Source organism: Desulfosediminicola ganghwensis (assembly GCF_005116675.2).
Lineage (GTDB): Bacteria > Desulfobacterota > Desulfobulbia > Desulfobulbales > Desulfocapsaceae > Desulfopila > Desulfopila ganghwensis.
In genome coordinates this window covers 2,473,957-2,497,878 of the sequence record NZ_CP050699.1, presented here as the reverse complement: position 1 = coordinate 2,497,878, position 23,922 = coordinate 2,473,957, and the positions used below count along the sequence as shown (strand labels likewise).

Sequence of the window (23,922 nt, the reverse complement as noted above, 5' to 3'; positions counted from 1 at the left end):
CTTACACGACAGTCCCTGACGAGGCCAGCAGATGAAAAAGCCCAAGCTTTCCAAGAAACTCCTGTTCTTTATACCCATCATTGCCGGGGTAATCGTTATTGCCAATATGGTCATCAACAAACAGGGGCCAACCAGGCCGGAGCGGGCTGAGCAGCGCCGTGCCGTCAGCGTGGTAACCGCCATGCCGATGACCATAGTTCCGAAAGTCACAGGTTACGGCTATGTACAACCAACTGATACCTGGGAAGCTCTTCCGGAGGTGAGCGGTAAGATCGTGGAAATTCACCCTGAGCTGAACAAAGGGACCTTTGTCACCAAGGGCGAGCTGCTGGTCCGGATTGACCCCCAGAGCTACGGACTTGCCGAAAGCAGGAGCGTAGCTTCCATCATGAATCTGGAGGCACAGCTCAAGGAACTGGAGCAGCAGCGCATCAATACTGAAAAGCTCCTCGAAATTGAGAGACAGAAGTTGCAGCTGACCAAGCAGGAGCTTGAGAGAAAACGTACGCTCTTTGCAGATGGCTTCATCTCCGCCTCGGAGCTGGACCAGGAAGAGAAGAACCTGCTGATCCAGCAGACCAGTGTGGACAATCTGCTGAACAACCTGCAACTCATCCCCTCCCAGAAAAACGCCTTGCTGGCCAGAAAGGAGTCTGATGTTTCGAGTCTGTCTGAACGGCGGCTGGATATAGAAAAAACAGTGATTCGCGCCCCATTTGACTGCAGGATCTCTGAGGTGAACATCGAGCTCAATCAGTTCACCCCTGCTGGGGCTATCCTGTTGAAAGCAGTCAACGTTTCTGAGGTGGAAATCCCCGTCCAGCTTTCCCCCACCTCCTTTTCCAATCTGCTCTCTCCCGAAGTTGGCGAAAAATCACCGCTTGAAGCTGCCAAATCAGGCATGGACGCCATCCGTGAAATGATAGGCATATCTGCCACTGTACGTGTCCCGCTCTTTAGTCGGGAAGCGGAGTGGCCTGCCCGGTTCATGCGTACCAGCGACTCTGTGGATATTACTACCGGCGCTATTACCATTTTTGTTTCAGTCCAGCAGCCGTATGAAAAAATAATCCCCTCCAGGCGTCCACCGCTGGTGCCGAATCTCTACGCAGAAGTTGAGCTGCAGGGCAGCTCGCGGAGCGACAGATATGTGGTGCCGTTTCAGGCAATTCATGACGGCTTTATCAATACCGTCAATGGTGAAGGCAGGCTGCAGCGACAAAAAGTTGAGGTTGAGATGGTCATGGGCGATCTGGCCATAATCAGCCAGGGCCTCAGTGACACGGTAACGGTTATCACCACCGACCTGGTTCCGGTAATTGAAGGCATGCTGGTCAAGCCAATGGTCGACAGCGAGCTGAACGACAAAATCCAGGCGCTGAATATCGCTGCGGACAGGAGCTGAGCAGATGACTTTCATGAAATCATGGCTGGCTCCTCTCGCAGCTCACCCCACTGCAGCCAACCTGCTGATGGCTCTTTTTCTGCTGCTTGGCTTACTATCCATGGGCGATATCCGCCGCGAGACCTTTCCCGACTATACCTCAACAGAGGTATCGGTCACCGCAGTCTATCCCGGGGCTACCGCTGAAGATATCGAATCGGCTGTGTGTCAGCGTATTGAAGAGGCCGTCGAGGGTATATCGAACCTGGTAAAAGTCACCTCTAAAGCCAGTGAAGGGATGGCGACGGTCATCCTCGAGATGCGTGACGGTGCTGATACAACAGAGTTTCTCAACGATATCAAAACAGAAGTAGACGCCATCTCAAACTTTCCGGACGAAGTTGAAGACGTTATCGTCAAACGGCTGAATCGAACCGATCTGGTGCTCTCTATCGCTGTCACCGGCCCCATGAGCGAGTCTCATCTGAAACTGTACTGTGAGCAGCTTAAAGCCAAAATCAAACAGCTGCCTCTGGTCAGCCAGGTTGAGCTTCTTGGGTTTTCCGACCACCAGTTGCTGGTTGAGGTTCCAGCCTACCAGCTGATGCGTCTCGGTTTATCCATCAGCGATATCGAATCCATTATCCGCAATCAGTCCATAGATCTGCCAGCCGGGACCATCGAGACCAATCAGACCGATTATCTGATCCGTTTTACGGAAGAACGACGCACCCCCCAGCAACTTGGAAAGCTGGTCGTCGCCTCGAACCCTCTGGGCGGCGAAATTCTGCTCAGGGAAATCGCCGCAATTACCGATCGTTTTGAGGATAGGGAAAATACCATCCGCTTCAACGGGCACCGGGCCGGGCTCTTGCAGGTGAGCAAAAACAAATCGGAAGACGCACTGGATATCATGGACCAGATCGAAGAGTTTCTGGAGGTGGAACGGAGTATAGCCCCGCCTGACGTTACCTTCAACATCACCCAGAACATCTCTGAGATAGTCCGGGACAGATTGCAGATGCTGACCGTGAATGGCCTTCAGGGGTTGTTTCTCGTTTTTCTTACCCTCTGGCTGTTTTTCAATATCCGTATGTCGTTCTGGGTAGCTATGGGGCTCCCGGTCTCTTTCTGCATGACCTTTTTCATCATGAAACAGATCGGCTTCTCCTTCAATATGCTCTCCATGGTCGGCTTATTGATCGCCATCGGCATCCTGATGGATGATGCTATCGTCATCGCCGAAAATGTGGCCGCCCACCTGGAGAAGGGCAAAAATGCGCTGGAAGCCACCATTGACGGTGTGGCGGAAGTTGCCGCAGGTGTTCTTTCTTCTTTTCTTACTACTCTTTTTGTTTTTGGAGCGCTGGCACTTGCGATGGAGGGGGATATCGGCAAGGTCCTTTACGCTATTCCGGTGGTGCTGATAGTGACCCTGACGGTCAGTATTGTCGAGGCGTTCTGCATCCTGCCAAGCCACCTCGCCCATTCACTGAAAGATTACAACCCGAAAGCGAAATCAAAATTCAGGGCCAGGTTTGACGGCCAGATAGAGAGAGTTCGCGAAAACGTTCTGGGCAGGGCTGTCGATTTTGTGGTGGAGTGGCGCTATCTCTCCCTTGGCTTCGTGATCTTTATATTCCTTCTCTCCCTGTCCATGATTGCAGGAGGTCACCTCAAAATCAAAGCATTCCCGGAAACTGAGGGCGATGTGCTGCAAGCCAGGATTCTCATGCCCCAGGGCACCTCACTGAACCGCACCGAACAGGTGGTGGACACGGTGGTTAACGCTGTTCAGCGACTTAACAGGGAGTTGACTCCTGATCAACCTGAGCACAATGAACTGGTTAAAAACTACACTGTACTATTTAACACCAATGAAGACGCTGGTGAAAATGGGCCCCATGTGGCAACCGTCTCGCTTGACCTGCTCAGCGCTGAAGAACGCAACACCACAATTGATGAGATCACCAGCCTCTGGCGTGAATATGTCGGGGAGATACCGGACATCATCAACATCGCCTATAAAGAGCCCAGCATAGGCCCGGGTGGTCTCGCCATCGAGTTGCTGCTGCAGGGCCGGGATCTTGGCCGACTGAAACTTGCATCGGTCCAGCTCATGGACTGGTTGAATGGTTACGATGGTGTTGTCGATCTCGACGATAACCTGCGGCCCGGCAAGCCTGAGTTCAGGATAGAACTCAATAAAGGAGCATTGGCCATGGGTTTCACCGCCAGGACGGCAGCCAGCCAGTTACGAGCCGCTTTTTACGGAGGCGTGGCCAACGAAATCCAGTATGGCGGAGAATCGTATGAGGTAATGGTACGACTGGACAGCGGTGACAGGGACTTTATCACCGATCTCTCTCAGTTTCACCTGATCAGCCCGGATGGCAAACGGGTTCCCCTGCAATCGGTGGCCACCGTGAGTCAGGACCGCGGTTACGCCAGCATCAACCTGATCAACTCCATGCGGACCGTCACCATAACGGGCGATGTTGATGTAAACCTGGCAAACGCCAAGGAAATCATTGACCATACCAGCAAGAATTTCCTTCCCCGGCTCAAACAGCAATTTCCCGACATCACGGTGATAGCCGAAGGCCAGGAGAAAGAACGCGGCGCGGCCATGCAAGGCTTTAAAAAAGCATTTATCATCGGTCTGTTCGGTGTCTTCATTGTCTTGAGCCTGCAGTTTAAAAGCTATCTTGAGCCAATCATCGTCATGATACTGATACCATTTGCGCTGATCGGGGTTATCTGGGGCCACTTGTTGCTTGGCCTCGATCTGGTGATGCCATCCATTATGGGTTTTATTTCACTGGCAGGAATTGTGGTCAACGACTCAATACTGCTGGTGACCTTTATCCGTAACCACATGGATCGTGGCGAATCTGCTACTGACGCGGCCAAGCTCGCCAGTCGTGACCGTTTCCGCGCTGTGCTGCTCACCTCTGCCACCACCATCATGGGACTGTTGCCACTGCTGGCAGAGCGCTCCATGCAAGCCCAGATTCTCATTCCGCTTGCCTGCTCGCTGGTCTTCGGGTTACTTATGACCACTGTATTGGTATTACTGGTAATCCCGGCGATCTACTCTGTTTTTGACGATTTCAACCTGTTACGCAAACATTGAGACTGAAACGATATGACCACATTTTTTCTCCACGGACTCGATTCATCCGGCAAAGGCACCAAAGGAAGGTATTTCGCCAACCGTTTCCCCCAGGTGCAATGCCCGGATTTCTCTGGCAGCCTTAGAGAACGGCTGGACCAGCTCGCGGTATTGTGTGGGGTTGAAAACGACCTGACATTTATCGGCTCAAGCTTTGGGGGGTTGATGGCCACTGCCTACGCCTGCTCATCTCCCCACAGGGTCAAACAGCTGGTGCTGCTGGCTCCGGCACTGAACTTTGAGTTCACTCCGCCGGAAACCAAGATTGATGTTCCAACCCTATTGGTGGTCGGGGATAAAGATGATGTCTGCCCTCCGGCGCTGGTACTCCCGGCTGCCGAAAGTACCTTTCGCAATCTGGAGATAGAAGTGGTTGATGACGACCATATGCTGCACGGCACATTCCAGAAAATCGACTGGCAGAAATATATAGGCTGAGACAATTATGCACATACTTCTACCGGAAAAAGTCAGCGAACTGCAGAGGCGTATTTATCAAGCAGTTGCCTGAGGGTTGAACCAAGTACCTGGTCATCCACCTGTTTATCCAGAATCGCGTCTATAAACGGCTCATCACAGACAAGTTCCAACTTTGTACTATAGCCTGAAAGTATCACAACCGGAATATCAGCTCTCAGTTCCTTCATTCTGCGGGCCAGTACTTCACCGCTGATTCCGGGCATGGCATGGTCCGTCAAAACGATGTCGAAAGCCTGCGGGTCTTCCTCGAATAGTTGCCAGGCTTCATCACCGCTGTTGGCTCCAGTCACTGAATAGCCCAGCCGTGAGAGCTTCTGCTTCAGGATATGGATAAGCGCCGGTTCGTCATCCACAACCAGCACCCGTTCATGACCTGTAATCTGTTCCGGCTCCGTCCCTTCGAAAACAGCAATGGCCCTGTCGCAAATAGGAAGATATACATCAAATTGGGCCCCCTCCCCCTGTTTGCTGTCCACCGTGATATACCCTTGTATACTCTGCACAATTCCAGTTACCACCGCTAAGCCCAAACCAGAGCCTTTTCGACCTGACCTGGTAGTAAAATATGGATCGAAAATTCTGGAGCGAATTTCCGGATCAATCCCGACCCCGGTATCTCGCACTGATAATCGCACATATTCTCCTGGCTGCAGATCAGGAGTATCTTTCAAATCACCACGCTGCAGATGTACTTTTTGCAGCACCACCGACAACGTCCCCCCGCTCTTTTCCATAGCATGGGCCGCATTGGTGCAAAGATTAAGCACCATCTGGTGGAGCTTACTTACGTTGGCATCCACCGTACACTCCTCAGCACAGATATCCGATTCAATCTTTACCATGGCAGGCAAAGATACCCTGAGCAACCTCAATGACTCCTCCACAACCAGCCTCATTGAGATTGGAGTTTTTTTGCCAATATCCTGCCTGCCGTAGGCGAGAATCTGAGCGATGAGTTCCCTGGCCCTCTCACTGGCGGTCAGGACATTCTGCAGATATTCATCCACTTCACTTCCTGGAAATTGCTCCACCTTTGCCAACTCTGCATACCCCATGATCGAGGCCAGAATATTATTGAAATCATGTGCGATGCCACCTGCCAATGTGCCGATCGCCTCCAACTTCTGGGATTGCAGGAGCTTCTCCTCCAGTTGTTTCCGATCGGTAATATCGTGAATTATGGAACACAGAACCTGCCGCCCTTTCAAAGGAATCGGACCGGTAAACACCTCCACATCACGGATTTCTCCACTGGCAAGGCGATGCTTGAATACCAGCTGTTTTTTCTTCTGGGTGGCCAGCCCTGTCATAACTTCCTTAAGTTCATCTTCCGGCAATATATTAATCTCGCTGACCTTCTTCCCGATCAAGTCATCCTTGTCATAGCCGTAATAAAGACAGGCCGCGGGATTGGCGTCAACAATAGTCACAGTCTCAGGATCGGTCAGAACCATTACGGAATGATTTTTAGCAAAAAGTGCATAGTAACGTTCTTCGCTCTCCCGAAGTTTCTCCTCGGCAATTTTTCTACGGTGTATTGAATAAATCAGCAGCAGGATAATTACACTCTGTACTAAGCATAATGTCACAGCAACCCATACCAACTGTTTGTGTTGACGGTAAAAGGACAACGGCAGATTTACCACAACCGTACCCTCGGGCAATAACTGCTCGCTGATTCCATAACGTTCCATCACATTGTGATCGAGAACAAACTTATTCGGACTCTCGGCAACGACAGGTATGCCGGCAATGTCTCTGCCTTCGAAAATTTCCACCACAATTTCTGCAGCCACCCGACCCTGCTCCATATGACTGATAACCTTGCCGCCGATAATGCCATCACCAATACCGTGATACCAGAGGTGAAACAATGGCTGATGGAGATGTTCAAGAAGCCCCTGCAGGCTTCTTGCAAATGTCAGGCGATTCCCCTCTTTATCAATGTACGCCGAGAGCAACAAGACCGCGCTTGTTTCATCAATTCCCTCAAGCAGATTTCCAAGCTCAGCAAAAGTATGGTCGGCAAGGGATAATTTACGAAAATCGAGATCTGGGAAAAGGTCTTTCATTGACTTGAAATGTTCAAGGTCTGCTAAACCACTCGGTGTTGAATCGACTATTGCCACAATTTCCCTGGCCTTAGGTCTCAGCTTCAACATGAGCCTGATAGTCTCATCCATGGAAACTGCCTCAACAACGCCGGTTACCAGCAGATTGCTGTTCAACTGTATGGCTTTCTTGTAATTATTTATGCCAAAAAACACTATGGGGATCTCATTGAATAGCTGAACCTGATAATCAAGCGCAAAACTCAAGGCGTTATCATCGGCTACCATTATCAGATCATAACGGGGTATTGTTTCGAGCTTTTTAGATAAGATCTCAAGAATATGCTGACGACCGAATGACTCACCAAATCGCTTGCTATCCATGAATTCCACATCGAGCCGTATGTACCCGACTTTTGAGAAAACAGAACGCAACCCGTCAATCTGCCTGAAAAAAGTAGGAAAGCCAGGATGATACGAGCTGATAAATAAAACCCTGCGAATTTCATCATCCTTGTTCACATCAGACGAAGACTCCGGCGTTGATTGCTGCGACAAGGCAAAGGAGATCCCCAAAAGTATGATCAACAGCGCGAAGCAGCCGTGACGTACACTGGTGATGTTGCACCAATGCAGGTGAGAGCGAGCCGGCATAAAGTTTTTACAATACGAAGGTTAAGGAAATAGAGCAGCTGCCGTATACGATATCAGCCGAAGTCGAGGCGAAGGACGATAATCTGTAAAGATAAGAAACAGCTGCTCTGCCTGTTTACAGTGTAGCACAGGCGTGGATCAGCTGCAATTTCAGCCAGGCATGCCAGGCTGAGGAGGGAATATAAGTGCTCGATGCAATCGACCCTTGCTGTAGACTGACCACTACCCTGCCTCCCCTCATCGAGCAGGATCAGCCCTACGGCACAATTCGCCCTGCATGGGATGACCACAACCAACTTAAAGGTGGAAAACATCTGTCGCGCCGCCATAGAAGGGGCAACCATGGTCCTCCGCTATGGCGCTGAGGGGATGGAGAGAAATGGATTAAAGCCAGATGAAATTCGGCTGGTTGGTGGTGAAGCGGAGAGTTTAGTCTGGCGGCAGGTGGTCGCGGACATTTTTAACCAGCCGGTGGTCTCTCCGGTCACAACCGAGGCTGGTGCTCTTAATGCTGTCTTCCAGGCCATGTGGTGTTATATTAATGCCACCACCAACAATTCCGATAAAACCTCACTCATCGCAATATGTAACCAGCATGTCAAACTCGATAAATCAAGCAGGTGCGAACCCCAGCCGGATATGGTATTGGTCTACCGTAAAATTTACCATCGGTATCTGCAACTTGAAGAGCAGCTCAAACCGCTGAACAGATAGCAAGTAAACCGCAAGAGAAAGCCATGTCCATCGAGTGCCGCAATTTCGGGAGCAGTGAAGGAACAGACGTCCATGAGTATACCCTCGACAATGCCAAAGGGATACAGGTACACATTCTCGATTACGGGTGTATCATCACCCAGCTCCATCTGCCTGGACGACAGGGCTCGGCCGATGTTGTACTGGGTTTCGATAACCTGAAGGGATACCTGAAAAATACCGGATACATCGGCGCTGTTGTCGGTAGATATGGCAATCGCATCGCTGATGGCCGTTATATTCTTAACGGTAACCGCTATCAACTCGACCAGAATGACGGCCTGAACCATCTGCATGGCGGTTTCTCGGGATTCGACCGCCAGCATTACCAGAGCGAAGCGTATCGAGAGGCCGACACCCTCTGCGTCAGACTTCACCGAGTCTCCCCGCATCTGGAAGGAGGCTACCCCGGCAACCTCGATGTGACCATAATCTATAGACTCGACCGGAACAGTCTTACTTTCGAAGCACACGCAACAACCGATATGGCCACACCGGTCAACATCGTTCAACACAGCTATTTCAATCTGGCAGGCCATGGCTCCGGTTCAATCGGCAACCATCGACTTCAGATCAACAGTGATAGTCGAACTGAAACTGATGAGAGACTCATTCCCACCGGCCAAATTGTTCCCGTTGCCGGCACTCCTTACGATTTCCGTGATATCGATACCATGGCAAACCGGCACAAAGCCCTGTCGGAGGCGGGTATCGCAGGCGGCTTTGATTGCAATTACGTCTTGAACACACCAATGAGCGAGCAGAATCCAGCGGCTATCCTGCACGATCCCGCCTCCGGCCGCACCATGAAGATTATTACCAACCAACCGGGTCTGCAACTGTATGACAGTTCCTCGCTGGCACCACAACATGGCAAAGGCGGTCAGTCTTACACCCCCGGCGCAGGTCTCTGCCTGGAGACACAAAACTTCCCTGACGCGGTCAATCACGACCATTTCCCAGAGGCTATTCTTCCCGCGGAAAAACAGTATAAGGCAACAACCTCCTACCTCTTTTCTGTCGACTGACAGCCCCCTCGTACCACCTTCGCCACCTGCCACCGGCCACCTGTCGCCACCACAAAATCACAATTTTACACTGTTATAACAGACTATTATCTGATATCATCACATCACCCCCTGAGTAGCGATTACATTCATCCGGTTGTTAACTCCATAAGCGAGGCCTCACTATGCTTGTTGTACCGGTCTTCACCAGAAGTAATAGCACAAACGTACCCTGGATCTGTATTCTGCTTATCGTCATCAACACGCTGATTCTCTTCACCCTTCAAGCTGGTGATAGCTCCATCTACAACAGGGCCTACCAATATTACGAGCAGTCCCGGCTCGTTGATATCGAAGTGCAGGCTTATGGCGATTTTTTACAGAAAAAAGGTACACCCGAAGAGATTGCCTTCCCCGAGACAGAAGAAGGAAAAGAAAGGCTGGCCAGGCAAATGCTGCAGGATGACCAGTTTGCCATACTCCTCGAACAGGATCAGATCATCACTCTGGAGAGTCCGAGTTATCAGCAGTGGCGCGACAAACGTAATCGTTTCGAGGAAATCCTTGGATCAGCCGCTATCATCAAGTACGGATATTCACCGCGAAAAAACAACGTCACCGGCCTGTTCAGCTGCATATTTCTGCACGGCGGCTTCATGCATCTCCTGGGCAACATGGTGTTTCTCTACCTGGTAGGCGCTATCCTTGAGGTTGCCCTGGGACCTTCCCTTTTTCTTGGTCTGTACCTGATCACAGGCGTATGCGCCAGTGTGCTTTTCGGAATTGTTTACCCCACGGCAAGCGGCCCTCTGGTCGGAGCATCTGGAGCCATCTCCGGCCTGATGGGAAGTTACGGGGTCATTTTTGGCATGCGTAAAATTCGTATTTTCTATTCACTGGGCTTTTATTTCAACTACGCCATGGTTCCGGCGCTGGCGCTCTTCCCCTTCTGGCTGCTCAAAGAATTTTTTCAACTCTCTCTCAATACTGAAAGCAACGTCGCCTATGTCGCCCATATCGGCGGCCTGCTCTCCGGTTTGCTCATAGGCACGGCCTATAAGCTGCTCCGTACAGAACAGATCGAGGCACTCTTCACTCCCCAGACAACCCAAAACGCCCTGGACAAGTACCTGGATGAAGGACTCGATTACCTCGAAAAACTTGACCTGCCCAAGGCAAGAGCTGCCTTTGCCAAAGCCCTGGAGCTCGCTCCAGACAATCTGATGGTACTCCGCCAGCTCTACTCGGTCGACAAGAGCCGCCCAAACAGCGAGCAGTTTCATGAAAGCGCCCGATGCATACTTCGAGCGCTTATCCCCAAACCGCCAGAAGATTTTCTGGAAATATTAGAAGACTACACCCAAACTGCCTCCCAGCCACGCCTGCAACTCGAAACAATAGAGCACGCCAGCCGTCTTTACCTCAAAGTCAGAGAATACCGCAAGGCAGCCCCGCTTATTTCCACCCTCTTTAGAAAAAATCCAGATTGCCCGGGCCTGCCTCACTACCTTCTCACCCTGGCAGAAGGCCTTTTACACGACAACAGAAGTATAGAGGCAAGCCAGTGCCTCAAGGCACTCATACACAAATATCCTGGCAGCGATGAAGCATTACAGGCCAGGACCCGGCTGCGCAGTCCCGGCTTTGGAGAGCAGCCCAACTAGCCCGGATATTTCCTGGAAAATACGGGCTGGACTGCTACGCACTTCACCTATAATTACGGCAGGTGTTGCAGGCCTTTAACTGGAAAAAATCGCAGAAAGGGTCTGATATATTTTGCAATGTCAACCAACCGCTTTCAAATATTGCATAGCTTTTGGAGTGAGGTCATGGCCTGGGAATGCCTTAATGATTCCTCTGAGAATCTGCCTGGCCTTGTCGCTCTTTCGCCCCTTTTCATGGAGGAGCATCGCCAGCTTGAAATAGACCTCTGGCAGAAGCGGGTCGTTCTTGAAATGTTTGGTGAAATAGACATAGCCATTCAAGGCGGATTTGAAATCGTTCATCTCTTCGCACCAGCCAGCCATGGCAAAGACACTTCCGGCAGCTGGCGGAGCGGTAGGACTTGCAGTGATTTTTGGAAATAGCTCAGTCGCCTGTTTTTTACGATTATTCTTAACCAGCACCTCGAAATGGCGTACAGAATAGCGTAACGCCTTATCCTGCTCTCCCGACATATTCAATAGCTGATAGAACTTTTCTGAAAGTTCCCAGTCCGGGTCTTTCTGTTTCACAAATGGGAGCAGCTTATCCAGCGCCTCCCTGTATTTGCCATTTTTAACAAGAATTGACAGGCCGGTCTTCAGATCTTCCTCGGCGCTCTTAGGCTTTCGTTTAGCCCTTCCACCCTGATTCTCAATGAAAAACTCATAATCTACAACATAGCCGATGCGATCATGATACTGCAGCAACACATACCCCATTAAGTGATAGCTCATTATCGTGTAGCACTGGGAAACAAAGCTGATCACAAAGGCATAGAGTAGCGGGGGCATAACCTCCACCGGCAAATATGCAAAAAAAGCGGCTGGGGCTGCCATGAAAAAAGCCAGGAAGAGATACATCAAGAGATATGGCCAACCTATCCGAAAAATTATCGGCACAAAAAGCATTGGGTTCAACGCCTGCAGCACCGAGTTGATCGAGACCAGCAGCATCAGTATCATTGGGAGACAGGCTATCGCCAGCACCCCCAGGAATATTGCCGCCATAACCGAATGGCTTGCGACGAAGCCAATGCTGCCCCCCAGCAGCGCAAAGACCAGATACTGTTTCAGCACCTGCATCACATCCTGATTGATCAGTTCCACGCTTACGTCCGGAGCATTGAGTGAACCTCGCCCGGTTTCGATCAGCACGGCATAGGCATACTTCATCATGATTACCCATACCCCGAGACTTACGAGAATATTTGTTGGGAAAACCGCTGCCAGCAGTGACAGTACTGCGGTCAGAATAAGCGGCACCAACTGAAAGGGGTACAGGAATACAGAACTGAGCCGGTGCCAGAATGGCACCATGACATTGCCAAGACCAGCCAGCTGAACTTGCGAATCGCATGCCGGACAAAAATAGTTTTTCTCCTTGCCGCCATAACCCTGAGAGACGCGAGTGGAAACACACTCATCACACAGGGAAGTTCCACATTCATAACATACAAAGTGCGCTGGACGCGCACGGTGCAACGAACATTCCAAGGACATAACCGGGCTCCCGAAGACTGCAGACTTGATGAGTACAGCTACTATACATCCGGACATTTATTACATAACCACCTTACCGCAACGGGGCTCCACTTCCAACATTTTTAAGACTAATTTCGTATAGTTATAAGACATGCTCAAGTTTTCAGCTAGCCGCGCAGCTCCATCAAGCCCCCTCCCTGTAGTGTTCGGCACAAAGGAATTTCTGCTGCCCTTTTTCCCGTTGCCATTGATACTTGCCTTTTGCTTGTTCTCATTCAGGATCACGCTGACTTCACCTCTCACAATGGTTTGCCATCATGACACTTCTTCAACTCCTCAGAACCGTTACTCCGGTAATAGCAGTACTCGTGTTACTGGTTCTGCTGCGTTTACCTGCGGCCAGGGCTCGGCCGATGGGTCTTTTGCTCACGCGCTTACAGCCTATTTTTTCTGGGGCGTCGGATTAGGACAGCTCGCCGCTTTGATCCCTGAAGGCCACAGTCATAGTGCTCGCGGCCTCGGTTCCCATGGTTTGCATATTTCTCAACTCAAATCTCAACAGTTTCGGCCTTGACAGTGTGCCTCATGAATTAGGACAGCTCGCTGCGGAAACTTTTGCCTACTCCTGGCCCATAATTTGCCCCTTTCGTCGGTGCGCTGGGTTCCTTTATTGCCGGCAGCGCGACTTTTCCAACAGGATGTTTGCCAACCTGTAGCTAGTAACAGCCCAGCACCTCCAGCCTGACTACCAGCTAATTCTCGCCTTGCAAATTATCAGTTTAAACGCCGGCAATATGATCTGTGTGGTCAACGTGGTGGCTGCCGCTTCTGTGGTCAACCTCGTCGGTAAGGAAGGTCAGATTATTCCCACTGTAATTCTGCACCGGCCAGATATTCTGTCCTTGACTTTCGATACCCACACACTATTGTTGCCGCAACAACTGTTGCTTTGGCAACTATAATTTTACAGGCTACAAATATGAACCAACATCCATTCCCGCCAATAACCCTTTTTGGACACAGGTTTGCCATGCTGCACAGGCTGCAGATGAGCATGTGCAGGGCAGATATCCTGGCCGCAGGCATCCAGCCGAGCTGGTTTCCCTTTCTCGCCAAGCTGACCTTTGAGAACGAACCCGTAACGCAGGAGTACCTTGCCAAGGCTCTTGCCATAGACAAGGGCCCCACGGCCAGAACCATTAACCAACTCGAGCAGCACGGTTACCTGACTCGCAGAGCCAATCCTGAAAACCGACGGCAAAATCTCGTCAGCGCCACTCCTAAAGCAACGGAAATTACCAATACACTGCTGCTCTCATTTGAAAAATCGCTCAAAATTTTTATGAAAGGTTTTTCCGAAGAGGAATGCACCACCATCCTGGCTCAGATGGACCGCATGATCGCCAACGCCAAGGAGGCTCTCCATGAATAATACAGCGAGCAAACCGGCAGCCGATGCTGTATCAGCCTCCCTGGTGCTTTTTGTCGTCTCATGCGTGCAGTTCATAACACCGATGATGGCCTCATCTGTCGGCATCGCCTTACCGGCAATCGGCAAGGAGTTCGGGGCAAGCGCCACCCAGCTCAGCCTGATCCAGCTGAGCTATATCTTCGCCCTGGCGGTGCTGATGATCCCCCTGGGACGGTTTGCCGATATCCACGGCAGAAAGCTGATCTTCAATCTTGGCATCGTCATGGCCATCATCTCGACTCTGGCCATAGGATTTGTGCCAAATACCGAAATATTTATTTTCTTCCGTTTTTTGCAGGGCGTGTCAGCCGCAATGATCAACGCCACCAGCCTCGCCATTCTCACCGCCGTCTTTCCGCCCGAGCGCCGGGGTCGGGCATTGGGAATTGTCGCTGGCTTTGCCTATTTTGGCCTGGCGGCCGGGCCATCCATGGCCGGCACCATAACCACTCAGCTCGGTTGGCGATGGTTGTTCTTTCTTATGGTGCCGCTGCAGATGATCGTGCTGATTTTAACGCTGGTACGATTCAAAGGGGAATGGGCAGACGCCAGGGGAGAAAAATTTGGCTGGAGCGGCAGTATGGTCTATATCGCCTCATTGTCCCTGGTTATCTTCGGTGCCACCCAGATGAATGATATCAGTTTTGCGTGGCTGATAGCCATTGCCGGCCTTGTCGGGCTCGGCCTCTTCCTGAAATGGGAGGCGAACAAAACCAATGCGCTCTTCGATGTCCGGCTACTGGTGGAAAACAAGACCTTCACACTCACCAATATCGCTACCCTGATCAATTACGGGGCTTCGTTCGGGGTGATGTTTTTGATTATTCTTTACCTGCAATATGTAAAAGGTCTCAGCGCCCAGCAGGCAGGGTTGGTCATCATGATAACACCCTGCCTGCTGGCTATCTTTTCTCCCATTGCCGGCCGTTGGGCAGATATCTACTCTCCCCGAAAAGTCGCTACTATTGGTATGACGATCTGCGCTGTCGGACTCTTTGGCACACTGCTCATGAACGAGACCACACACTTTGCCACTATCGTGGTCATCATGAGCCTGTTGGGGGTTGGTTTCGGCATTTTTGCCTCACCCAACCTGAAAGTGGTGATGGGTTGCGTCGGACCACGTCATTATGGAACCGCAGCAAGCATCTCCGGCACCATGCGCACCGGAGGTATATTGGCCGGCACCGTCATCAATACCTCTGTTATTGCACTTTTCATGGGAGATGCGCCCATCACCGGCGACAACTATCTCGTATACCTCAAGTCCATGCACGTCTGCATGACCACCTTCGCAGTTATGAGTGTGGTGGGAATCGGGCTATCACTTTTTCGGGTAAACCTTATCGGTCCTGAAAAGCACTAGGCTACATTTTGATCTGTGCCGAACGGATAATACCGTCAAACAACGGTTCGAGCCCAACCAGGCCCGGTTCGGCACAGGTCGCATAGAGGATATAACTTCCCTGCTCCCCCCGCAGAATATAGCTGAAATGTATTATCGGGATGTTATCCGAATTCTTTCTTTTTGCCGTAACCTTCAGCCCCGAGAGAAAGCCTTCTACCGGGAAATTTTCCTCTGTCACTACTCGGTAGGAGGAATCTGCCTTCTGCTCCTGAGCCAAAAAAGACTCAACGTCACTGGTCAGGGAGGGATCGCTGGAGTATCGAAGCAAGCGGATATTGGGACGTATACCATAATCGATCTCTGTAGCCAGCAGCGGCCATTCGGAGCCTGGAATAACCACAGCCTGCCAATTTTCGGGGAGCTGCAGCACCAGCCCCGTATTCTCGAACAGAAATTCCCCCTCCAGTTGCTGCTCCCGCTGACCAATACAACCGGAACAGAGCAACAGCACCAGCAGCACCATTACCCGCATCGCTTTAATCATCATCGGAGTCGTTTTTTTTCCTATCGAGAATACAGATGTTGCCAGCCGCATCCCAGCACTTGCCGCAGGAAACACACCGTGGCCGGCTAAAATCCCCCCGCTGCCAGCGATTTGGCAGGTCCGGTTCACTCAGCAAAGTTCTGGACATGGCAAAATAGTTGATTGAGGTGGTGTTCAACAACTCTTTCATCTTCGTAGGGCTGCGATGCCCGCCGACAGAAATCACTGGGACAACCAGCTTTTCGGCAATCTGAGCCGTCTCTATGGCAAAGTAGGACTGTTTTTCTTCAGCGATAATCTTATTACGGATCGGTGCTTTACCGGGATAGTTATCAGCATCCGGGTTGCCGCCGCTGAACTCGATTCCGGTGATTCCACGTCGCTGTAGCTCAAGCGCCACCTGCAGGCTGTCCTCGACACTCAAACCGTTACTGTCCCAGTGATCTGTACAGTGCATCTTGATAAATACCGGATAATCAAGCCCCACAGTAGCTCGAACCGCCTCAAGGGTTTCGTATATTATCCTGGCCCTGTTATGGATCTCACCGCCGTATTCGTCCTTTCTGCGGTTAAAATAGGGTGAGAGAAACTGACTGAGCAGATAGCCGTGGGCTCCGTGAATCTGCACTCCGTCAAAACCTGCCGCTTTGCACCTGCGCGCTGCCTGGGCAAATGCTTCAACCACCCTGACGATATCATCGCGGGTCATCTCTCTGGGTACGACGCCCCGCGATGGATTGGCCACAGCAGAAGGCCCCATGATATCCCGCTCACCAATGTTGAAACCGGTGCTCGAACCACCATAGACGATCTGCATGACGATATTCGCCCCTTCGGCCTGAACTTCTGTTGTTAATTCCTTATATTCAGAAATAAAGCTGTCATCATAAATACCCATCATGCCCGGATTTGGTTGTTCATCCTCCAGCACAAAGGCGTAACCGGTGATGATAGTACCAATACCGCCCTGGGCAAGACCTCGATAAACAGTACGCAACCGATCAGTGAGATGCCCTTTCTCGTCTGCCATATTCTCCCAGGTAGCCGATCGCCAGAGCCTGTTTTTCAAGGTCATCGTGCCAATAGTCGTTTTGTCAAAGAGTGTTTTCATGGCTTAGATCCCTATGTGTTGAATTCAGGAGTTATTTTATCATAACACCCGAATTATGATGGCATATTTTTCAGTACTAAATACGACAGAACAATATAACGCCCAAGTTTACCCGCGGTGACCAGCAGCAAAAACAGTATGAAATTCACCCGTAAAACACCTGCTGCGACGGTCAACGGGTCACCTATTCCCGGCACCCAGGCAAAGAGCAGCGAGTAGGTCCCGTATTTCTCAAACCTTGAAAGTGCAGCATTTACCTCCTTTTCCGAGGCGGTGGAAAATTTCTTTTTATAGAGTTTCCCACCACCCAGCCCCATGCCGTAATTCACCACAGAACCCAGGACATTGCCCAGGGTAGCGACTATTACCAGCAACATCGGACTCAGTTCGTTGTACAGCAGCACTGAGAGTACAACCTCTGAACTTAACGGTAAAAGAGTCGCAGCAAGAAACGCAGAGGAAAACAAACCGAGATAACCGTATTGAGCTAAAAACTCCATAATATTTAAACCTGTAGATAGGGGGATAACTTCTATATTGATATACAATTTCCCGGCACGAAGGACCAAAGAATATCGTATCGCCGGTGACAACACCCCACCGGCTTGCCGAAATTGCACTCTTTAAGCAGAGCCACATTGTGCTCGCCCACCTGAAATCATGATTTTTTTTATCTGATAAAGAAGCGATGGGGGAAATGGCTCCGTCCGACACACTCATGGAAAAGGCCGCTAATATATAGCCTTCATTTCAGAAGTGCAATGCAAGAGGCCGCGTCCCAAACCTGTTAACGCCCGGACAAGGAGTCATTACAGACTCCGGGATGATACGGCAGCAACGTAACCAAACAATTATAAGGCAAGAAATCGTGATCATCCCTGACGGATCTGGATAGCAGGGTTCAACCCTATCTGACATTTTCCTCGAAGAGGTGTCTCAGGATTTTCAGGATCTTCAGGAAGAAGTTCAACTTGCAATTCAGCTAAGGTTTGTGCAGATTGAGCCAAAGAGTGCTTCATGTCAGAAAATGGGTTATCACATAGCTGGCAGCAAAGGGCTGGCATAACCAACAGTTACTAGGTATATTTACGTAATATTTACTTATATTTTTTTATATGGCCCTGGGGCTGCTGAGCTCAACATTATGCTTTACCTGTTATCTGGTTTGATATTTTCATGACTTCTATAGATTTTCCTAAAAAAGCCAGGCTGCTTGTCGTCGATGACGAAGCAGGTGCACGAGAGTCTCTTGAAGCTATTCTTGAAGATGACTATCAAGTGGTCTGTGTCGAAGACGGGCAGAAAGCTCTGGCTGTCATCCAAAAAGAGGAATTCGACCTCGTGCTGCTCGACATGTCGATGCCCAAAATGAGTGGCATTGAAGCCCTCGAGAAGATTAAGAGTCACGACAAGTCTCTTGATGTGATTATTGTGTCGGCCATCGATCGGGCGTTGGAAGCGACTTCCGCTATTCAAAAAGGTGCTTACGACTATCTCACCAAACCTTTTGACCCGGAAACCATTCTCACCAGGGTTGATCGTGCCTTGCAGAAGCGATATCTCGAACAGGAGGTATCCTTTCTGCGCTCCGAAATGGCGGAGCGCTCTGAACAGTCGCAAATCATAAGTCAGTCTAAACAGATGCAGGAGGTTTTCCAGACTATCAAGAAGGTGGCGGGAACTTCGAGTAATGTACTGATTACAGGTGAAAGTGGCACTGGAAAGGAATTGATTGCCAGGGCAATCCATAACGCCAGCGAGCGAGTTCAGAAACCCTTCGTGGCCTTGAATTGTGCTTCAATTCCTTCGGAGTTGATTGAGAGCGAATTGTTCGGTCATGAAAAAGGCGCATTCACAGGTGCGCATCACCGTGCCCCTGGCAAGTTTGAATTTGCCAATGGTGGAACCTTGTTGCTGGATGAGATTTCCTCGCTCAGAAGTGAATTTCAGGCCCAGTTGTTACGAGTCTTACAGGAGCGTGAATTTACACGTGTTGGAGGACACAGGGTAATAAAGGTGGATGTGCGAATCCTTGCAGCCACCAACACCAAACTGGAAGACATGGTCCGTGAAGGTACATTCCGCGAAGATCTCTTTTTCCGGCTGAATGTGATTCCCATTAATGTGCCTCCATTGCGTCATCGCGAAGGAGATGTGTCTCTCTTGGCACAATACTTCCTGGCAAAATTCAACCGAAAATTGAATAAGAATATAAAAGCTATAACAACAGAGGCCATGGCGGTTTTAGAAACATATCCCTGGCCGGGAAATATCCGCGAACTGGAAAATCTGATCGAGCGTATGGTGGTCTTAGGGACGGATGATACCAGGATAGACCAGGGAGACCTACCTTATGACGTCCTTTTTCACGAAGAGACCGTGCATAATTTGCCAGGGCCTGAAGGAAGCAATATCGGGTTATTACAAGCCCGCCACTCTTTCGAACTGAGTTATATAATGCAGGCGCTGCGAAAATGTAACTGGAACCAGACCGAGGCTGCGCGGCTGCTGAAAATCCATAGAAATACCCTTATCCAAAAGATGAAAACCCTGAATATCCGGCCCCGCAACTAAAGAGATGGTGCTGGTATACGGGCGTAAACTGTATCATCCGGCAGCATGGAAATACCTATATCAATTCCAGACTGGATACTGCCTGAACAGAGATCGTATCATCCAGGGGCAGCTGGATGGTGAACATGGTGCCTTGTTCCTTTTTACTTTCCGCTTCGATCAGCCCCCCATGTTCGGTAACCACCTTATGTGTTATAGCCAGTCCAAGGCCGGTACCGGCGTCTTTGGTGGTAAAAAATGGATTGAAAATCTGCTTGAGTTCCTTCGAGGCTATCCCCTGGCCAGTATCCTGGAAAATGATCACGACCTTACTGTCTGTGTTTCCGCTTGCCCCTTTTCCCGAATCGGTTGATTCGGCAATAAATGTTCTGACTGTCAATTGACCTCCGGTGGGCATAGCCTGGATCGCATTTCGAATCAAATTGTTAAACGCTTTAATAAGTTGGTTCGAATCGGCCTGTACAGGGGGCAGGTTATCTTGCAGGTCCTGCTGGTATTCAATATTGCAGCGCTGTAACTCTTCTTCCGTTGTATCAATTGCCTGTCTCAATAATCCGTTGATATTGGTTGCAGCGAATTCATACCTGGGCAATCGAGAGAGTTCCAGGAGTTCATCAACCAGGAAGTTTATCCGCTCTGTCTCCCTGGGAACCGTTCGATTGAATTTCTCCAGAAATCCGGGTTTGTCGACCTTACGGGGAAGCAATTGAACAAATGTCTTGATGGCTGATAGCGGATTCCTGATCTCATGGGCCATACCTGCAGCTAATGTGCCTAATCCTGCCAACCGCTCTGATTGGCGAATACGGGCTTCAAGTTTCTTGAGCTCGGTGATGTCGTGCAGGTTCAGAATAATCTCGAGGGGTTGTCCCTGGTCACCATGGAGAATACTGGAACCAACCAGGATTGTTTGACTTTCTGGCTCTTTTGTAATTTCAATCTCCCGGTGAGCAACTGCGGCCGACTGATGAATGATCTTCTGCACCAGCGAAACAAGCCGGCAGGATTCACCGAGGATGGCTGCAATGTTTTTTCCCTCAACCCCATTGATGGACGAGAGTCCCAGGAGCGTCCTGGCCGCAGGATTAATGGTTACAACAGTCCCTTTCATATCCACCGACAACAGACCATCGGCCATGGTAATCATCAATTTTTCAGTGTAGTCCTGGAGTCGCTGTATCTCTTTAAGCTGCTCCCCCTGCCTTTCCTGGTGTTCCAGGATTTCCCTGGTCATTACAGCAAAATTGGCTGCCAGCACTTCAACTTCATCTCCGGTTTTAACACCTACCTTATAAGTGAAATTCCCCTCGGCAACATCCTTGGTGGCCCATACCAGTTCACCCAATGACCGGGTCACCCGCTGGGCGCCCAGCACGGATATTATGGTTCCTGTAAACAATGCTACCATGCCGATTCCTGCAATTATCCAGATCGTCTGGCGTATTTGTCGATACATGGACGTCAGGGATAACCCGACCCGTATAGTTCCCCATCGGTTCGTCGAATCCGGCAGAAAAACAGGCAGGGCCACATCCAGCCCAGGCTGTGAGCCGAACCCCTCCTCAAATCTTTGGACCAGCGGGAAGGTGGTAGCAACTGCATCGAGGCTGATCGCATCGGTTAACTTTTGCCCCTGAAGTTCTGGCCGATTACTAAAACCAGCTACACGGTGCTCTTTGTCATGTACAACAACGTAGAGGATATTTGGGTCTTGAGCCGCCCGATTGGCGAATTGTTCGAGGGTTATATAGTCGTAATTGAGCAGTGCCTTGGTAGAGGTGGCCACAAGACTTTGCGCAATAGCTTTTCCGCGTTGCTCCAGCTGATGACGGATATTGCGATTCTGAAACCACACCAGTGTGAGAAGGAGAACTCCAAGCAGCAGAATAAGCATGCCGGCACTGGCCAGAACAACTCGATACCTAAGCGGAATAAAGCGGGGTTTGCGGAACAGTCGTAGCTGGAGTGGCCAGTTATGCATGATATTAAAGCTGCCCGAACATATAACTACTGAGTTGGCGTATCGTTCTTTATCCAGACTCGATGCAGAGGCATGTAATGAGCTCCCAAAGCACTGGGTCGAGCGCCCTGAACATGGGAAGTATAAACCCGGTCAACGCTCAGATAAATTAATGGAATAATAGGCGTAGATTCCATTATCAACTCCTCTATTTCACGGTACATCACTGTTCGTTCAGCGGGGTCGCTCTCTCCTCGAGCAGACAAAAGCAGGCGGTTTACCTTTTCATCCTTGAATCCCATGAAGTTTGCAGGAGAACTGGATGCGAAAAGCGGATAGAAAAAACTGTCTGGATCCGGCATATCGGCAAACCAGGCATAACGATAAATCTGCACCTTATCAGAATTAATATACGCCTCAAACCGAGACCAGTCTGTAATGTATTTTATCGTTAAGTCGATTCCCAACTCAGCCCAGACTTGACGGACATAATTCAACTCAGCCTGAGCAAAGGCGGATTTCGAAGCAGAAACAATCTCAACAGAGAGAACATCACTATTTCCCTCTTCCAAGGCTGTGTTACTGAGCATCAAGCCAACTGCCCCGTTTGCAACGGAGCCCACCCGATTATCTTCCCGACTTACCCCAGGCATCCCGGGTGGCAGGATTCTTTCAGCCGGTTCGAACTGGCCTCCATAGACCTCATTCTGTAATTTCTCACGATCGATAGCCGCAGAAAGTTTCCGGCGCAATTCAGGATTGTCCAAATTGGGGTGATCAACATTCAGACCATAGAAGAGCAAACTCAGGGCTGGCCGATGAAACCACTGGAGATCTTTCAGCGAAGACAACTCGTTACGTATATTGCCAAAAACAAGCATTTCGTCGAGTTCACCTTTTTGAAAATCAGCTAGAATCTGATTAATCCCCACCCCAGGGTAAATCTTATACTCCACTTCATCAAGCAGGGCCTCCCCTGCAAAATAGTCTGGAAAGCGTTCCAACTGAATACGATTGTCCGGCTCCCATGTCACAAATCGAAATGGTCCGCTACCCACCGGATTTCGACCAAAATCCTCTTCTGATTTCAGTACTTCTGTTTTGGGTACAATTTTGGCCTGGTACATGCCTAAAGCTGTGAGAAATGGTGCATGCGGCTCTTCCAGCTGTATTAATACGGTGTGATCATCAATTGCCTGTAAACCGGCTACCACCTCAGTCTGGTGGTCGTGATATGCTTTAGCGCCTCGTATTTTGAGTAGGTGGGGTAACGTCGCAGGGGAAGGAGTAACTCGTAAGAGACGGCTAAGAGAGAAGATAACATCCTCTGCAGTCACTTTATCCCCATTATGGAAATGGGCATTTTTCTGAAGTGTGAATCTGTAGCTCTTACCTTTTTCTTCCACCTGCCAGGTCTCAGCTAGTGCGGGAAGTACCAGGAGATAAGGGTCGAAGCGAACCAAGCCGTCAAAAAGTTGCTGGACTACCGCTGTACCATATTGATCCTGCACATAAGCGGGGTCAAGAGTTGTTGGACTATTAGGTAATGGGACATGGTAGCCCCCCCCTTTTGTGGCCTTTTTTTCGCCTTGGCTGGAAGTATTTATAGTTCCTGCCTTTTCAATTGGCTGCTCACATGAACTGGTAAAAAAAAGAACAGAGAAGCCAATGCAGATCAACATCAGCCTTACTAATCGGTACGAACCCATCTAACCTCCTCCCTCAATAATAAATAGGGAAGTAGGATATCAGATAATAGTCAGTTATGTAATAGCTTTATGTGACTGATGGTAAAAAGTAGTATCCCGGGTTCGGTTGGCATAAAAAACACGAATCCTTCAATCCCTGTTTCATTCGTCAGTCATAGTCGATTGGGATTGCCACCTTGGTTCAGACTCGAAGAAACAGTCTCGAGCTATCCACTAACATTGCCCCTTGGAGAATCATTCTTTTCTGGGACCATTGGAATTGGAGGGTGATATGCGTAGATTTGAATATGCCTACGACTTCAAGATATGGATGGATATACAGCATCTACAACAAATCTATGGGACAGAGGGGACAAGTTCATGAAGAGCCCATTCTGGGCGAGGTAGCTTGAAGGTTACTACCGCATTTGTCACACCATTAATTGGTTAAACAAAGGGGTCTCGTCACTAAACCACTGCAGATTCCTTTCCAACAACGAAGACGCGACATCAAAACATCAGGCACAAGGTCCAGCT

At 49.9% G+C, this 23,922-nt stretch carries 16 protein-coding genes and 1 pseudogene; 10 read left to right on the top strand and 7 right to left on the bottom strand.

Going from position 1 to position 23,922, the window contains the following annotated elements:
• Nucleotides 1–31: 31 nt before the first annotated feature.
• Genes FCL45_RS10605 through FCL45_RS10595 form a run of 3 tightly spaced genes read left to right on the top strand, consistent with a single transcriptional unit; the run spans nucleotide 32 to nucleotide 4,997 of the window.
• Nucleotides 32–1,405: an efflux RND transporter periplasmic adaptor subunit gene (locus FCL45_RS10605; protein ID WP_136796401.1), complete on the top strand. Its 1,374-nt coding sequence runs from the start codon at nucleotides 32–34 to the stop codon at nucleotides 1,403–1,405.
• 13 nt (nucleotides 1,406–1,418) lie between these two features.
• Nucleotides 1,419–4,520 (top strand): efflux RND transporter permease subunit, encoded by a 3,102-nt coding sequence (locus FCL45_RS10600; protein ID WP_228721474.1) that lies wholly within the window; start codon nucleotides 1,419–1,421, stop codon nucleotides 4,518–4,520.
• Nucleotides 4,521–4,532: 12 nt separating this feature from the next.
• Nucleotides 4,533–4,997: an alpha/beta fold hydrolase gene (locus FCL45_RS10595; RefSeq protein ID WP_136796399.1), complete on the top strand. Its 465-nt coding sequence runs from the start codon at nucleotides 4,533–4,535 to the stop codon at nucleotides 4,995–4,997.
• Between the two features lie 32 nt (nucleotides 4,998–5,029).
• On the opposite strand, the gene FCL45_RS10590 is transcribed toward FCL45_RS10595, so the two are convergent.
• Entirely contained in the window at nucleotides 5,030–7,612 is a 2,583-nt protein-coding gene (locus tag FCL45_RS10590) for a hybrid sensor histidine kinase/response regulator (protein WP_167495700.1), read from the bottom strand.
• 414 nt (nucleotides 7,613–8,026) lie between these two features.
• Between FCL45_RS10590 and FCL45_RS10585 the strand changes: the two genes are divergently transcribed.
• From FCL45_RS10585 to FCL45_RS10575, 3 genes are all read left to right on the top strand, one after another.
• Nucleotides 8,027–8,458 carry an FGGY-family carbohydrate kinase gene (locus FCL45_RS10585; protein ID WP_136796397.1) on the top strand — a complete coding sequence of 144 codons (432 nt, stop codon included), beginning with the start codon at nucleotides 8,027–8,029 and terminating at the stop codon, nucleotides 8,456–8,458.
• A gap of 23 nt (nucleotides 8,459–8,481) precedes the next feature.
• Entirely contained in the window at nucleotides 8,482–9,525 is a 1,044-nt protein-coding gene (locus FCL45_RS10580; RefSeq protein WP_136796396.1) for an aldose epimerase family protein, read from the top strand.
• Between the two features lie 164 nt (nucleotides 9,526–9,689).
• The gene (locus tag FCL45_RS10575) at nucleotides 9,690–11,168 is read left to right on the top strand and encodes a rhomboid family intramembrane serine protease (RefSeq protein ID WP_136796395.1); all 1,479 of its coding nucleotides are present in this window, start codon (nucleotides 9,690–9,692) and stop codon (nucleotides 11,166–11,168) included.
• Nucleotides 11,169–11,288: 120 nt separating this feature from the next.
• Here FCL45_RS10575 and FCL45_RS10570 read toward each other — a convergent pair whose 3' ends face one another.
• Nucleotides 11,289–12,707, bottom strand: coding sequence for a B-box zinc finger protein (locus FCL45_RS10570; RefSeq protein WP_167495699.1), 1,419 nt, complete (start codon nucleotides 12,705–12,707; stop codon nucleotides 11,289–11,291).
• A gap of 713 nt (nucleotides 12,708–13,420) precedes the next feature.
• Between FCL45_RS10570 and FCL45_RS25255 the strand changes: the two are divergent.
• The 3 genes and pseudogenes from FCL45_RS25255 to FCL45_RS10555 form a co-directional block, all read left to right on the top strand.
• Nucleotides 13,421–13,651: pseudogene (locus FCL45_RS25255) on the top strand (L-lactate permease); the annotation flags it as partial.
• 17 nt (nucleotides 13,652–13,668) lie between these two features.
• Nucleotides 13,669–14,121, top strand: coding sequence for a MarR family winged helix-turn-helix transcriptional regulator (locus FCL45_RS10560; protein ID WP_136796393.1), 453 nt, complete (start codon nucleotides 13,669–13,671; stop codon nucleotides 14,119–14,121).
• Nucleotides 14,114–15,526 (top strand): MFS transporter, encoded by a 1,413-nt coding sequence (locus tag FCL45_RS10555; protein ID WP_136796392.1) that lies wholly within the window; start codon nucleotides 14,114–14,116, stop codon nucleotides 15,524–15,526. The genes FCL45_RS10560 and FCL45_RS10555 overlap by 8 nt, the downstream gene beginning before the upstream one ends.
• A 1-nt stretch (nucleotide 15,527) precedes the next feature.
• Here the strand turns inward: FCL45_RS10555 and FCL45_RS10550 are convergent, their stop codons facing one another.
• The 3 genes from FCL45_RS10550 to FCL45_RS10540 are packed head-to-tail and all read right to left on the bottom strand — an operon-like array spanning nucleotide 15,528 to nucleotide 17,663.
• Nucleotides 15,528–16,055: a hypothetical protein gene (locus FCL45_RS10550; protein ID WP_136796391.1), complete on the bottom strand. Its 528-nt coding sequence runs from the start codon at nucleotides 16,053–16,055 to the stop codon at nucleotides 15,528–15,530.
• Nucleotides 16,045–17,163, bottom strand: coding sequence for an NADH:flavin oxidoreductase (locus FCL45_RS10545; protein WP_136796390.1), 1,119 nt, complete (start codon nucleotides 17,161–17,163; stop codon nucleotides 16,045–16,047). The genes FCL45_RS10550 and FCL45_RS10545 overlap by 11 nt, the downstream gene beginning before the upstream one ends.
• A 53-nt stretch (nucleotides 17,164–17,216) precedes the next feature.
• Nucleotides 17,217–17,663, bottom strand: a complete 447-nt coding sequence (locus FCL45_RS10540) for a YqaA family protein (RefSeq protein ID WP_136796389.1) — start codon at nucleotides 17,661–17,663, stop codon at nucleotides 17,217–17,219.
• Nucleotides 17,664–18,339: 676 nt separating this feature from the next.
• On the opposite strand from FCL45_RS10540, the gene FCL45_RS10535 reads away from it, so the two are divergent.
• Nucleotides 18,340–19,737, top strand: coding sequence for a sigma-54-dependent transcriptional regulator (locus tag FCL45_RS10535; RefSeq protein WP_136796388.1), 1,398 nt, complete (start codon nucleotides 18,340–18,342; stop codon nucleotides 19,735–19,737).
• 55 nt (nucleotides 19,738–19,792) lie between these two features.
• Here the strand turns inward: FCL45_RS10535 and FCL45_RS10530 are convergent, their stop codons facing one another.
• Nucleotides 19,793–21,718 carry an ATP-binding protein gene (locus tag FCL45_RS10530; protein ID WP_228721473.1) on the bottom strand — a complete coding sequence of 642 codons (1,926 nt, stop codon included), beginning with the start codon at nucleotides 21,716–21,718 and terminating at the stop codon, nucleotides 19,793–19,795.
• A gap of 26 nt (nucleotides 21,719–21,744) precedes the next feature.
• Nucleotides 21,745–23,406, bottom strand: coding sequence for an ABC transporter substrate-binding protein (locus FCL45_RS10525; protein ID WP_136796387.1), 1,662 nt, complete (start codon nucleotides 23,404–23,406; stop codon nucleotides 21,745–21,747).
• Nucleotides 23,407–23,922: the final 516 nt, after the last annotated feature.

Excerpts from the sequence above, each read along its gene's own strand:
- FCL45_RS10605 (WP_136796401.1), top strand. The coding sequence starts at position 32 with ATGAAAAAGCCCAAGCTTTCCAAGAAACTCCTGTTCTTTATACCCATC.
- FCL45_RS10600 (WP_228721474.1), top strand. The coding sequence starts at position 1,419 with ATGAAATCATGGCTGGCTCCTCTCGCAGCTCACCCCACTGCAGCCAAC.
- FCL45_RS10595 (WP_136796399.1), top strand. The coding sequence starts at position 4,533 with ATGACCACATTTTTTCTCCACGGACTCGATTCATCCGGCAAAGGCACC.
- FCL45_RS10585 (WP_136796397.1), top strand. The coding sequence starts at position 8,027 with ATGACCACAACCAACTTAAAGGTGGAAAACATCTGTCGCGCCGCCATA.
- FCL45_RS10580 (WP_136796396.1), top strand. The coding sequence starts at position 8,482 with ATGTCCATCGAGTGCCGCAATTTCGGGAGCAGTGAAGGAACAGACGTC.
- FCL45_RS10575 (WP_136796395.1), top strand. The coding sequence starts at position 9,690 with ATGCTTGTTGTACCGGTCTTCACCAGAAGTAATAGCACAAACGTACCC.
- FCL45_RS10570 (WP_167495699.1), bottom strand. The coding sequence starts at position 12,707 with ATGTCCTTGGAATGTTCGTTGCACCGTGCGCGTCCAGCGCACTTTGTA.
- FCL45_RS10560 (WP_136796393.1), top strand. The coding sequence starts at position 13,669 with ATGAACCAACATCCATTCCCGCCAATAACCCTTTTTGGACACAGGTTT.
- FCL45_RS10555 (WP_136796392.1), top strand. The coding sequence starts at position 14,114 with ATGAATAATACAGCGAGCAAACCGGCAGCCGATGCTGTATCAGCCTCC.
- FCL45_RS10550 (WP_136796391.1), bottom strand. The coding sequence starts at position 16,055 with ATGATGATTAAAGCGATGCGGGTAATGGTGCTGCTGGTGCTGTTGCTC.
- FCL45_RS10545 (WP_136796390.1), bottom strand. The coding sequence starts at position 17,163 with ATGAAAACACTCTTTGACAAAACGACTATTGGCACGATGACCTTGAAA.
- FCL45_RS10540 (WP_136796389.1), bottom strand. The coding sequence starts at position 17,663 with ATGGAGTTTTTAGCTCAATACGGTTATCTCGGTTTGTTTTCCTCTGCG.
- FCL45_RS10535 (WP_136796388.1), top strand. The coding sequence starts at position 18,340 with ATGACTTCTATAGATTTTCCTAAAAAAGCCAGGCTGCTTGTCGTCGAT.
- FCL45_RS10530 (WP_228721473.1), bottom strand. The coding sequence starts at position 21,718 with ATGCATAACTGGCCACTCCAGCTACGACTGTTCCGCAAACCCCGCTTT.
- FCL45_RS10525 (WP_136796387.1), bottom strand. The coding sequence starts at position 23,406 with ATGGGTTCGTACCGATTAGTAAGGCTGATGTTGATCTGCATTGGCTTC.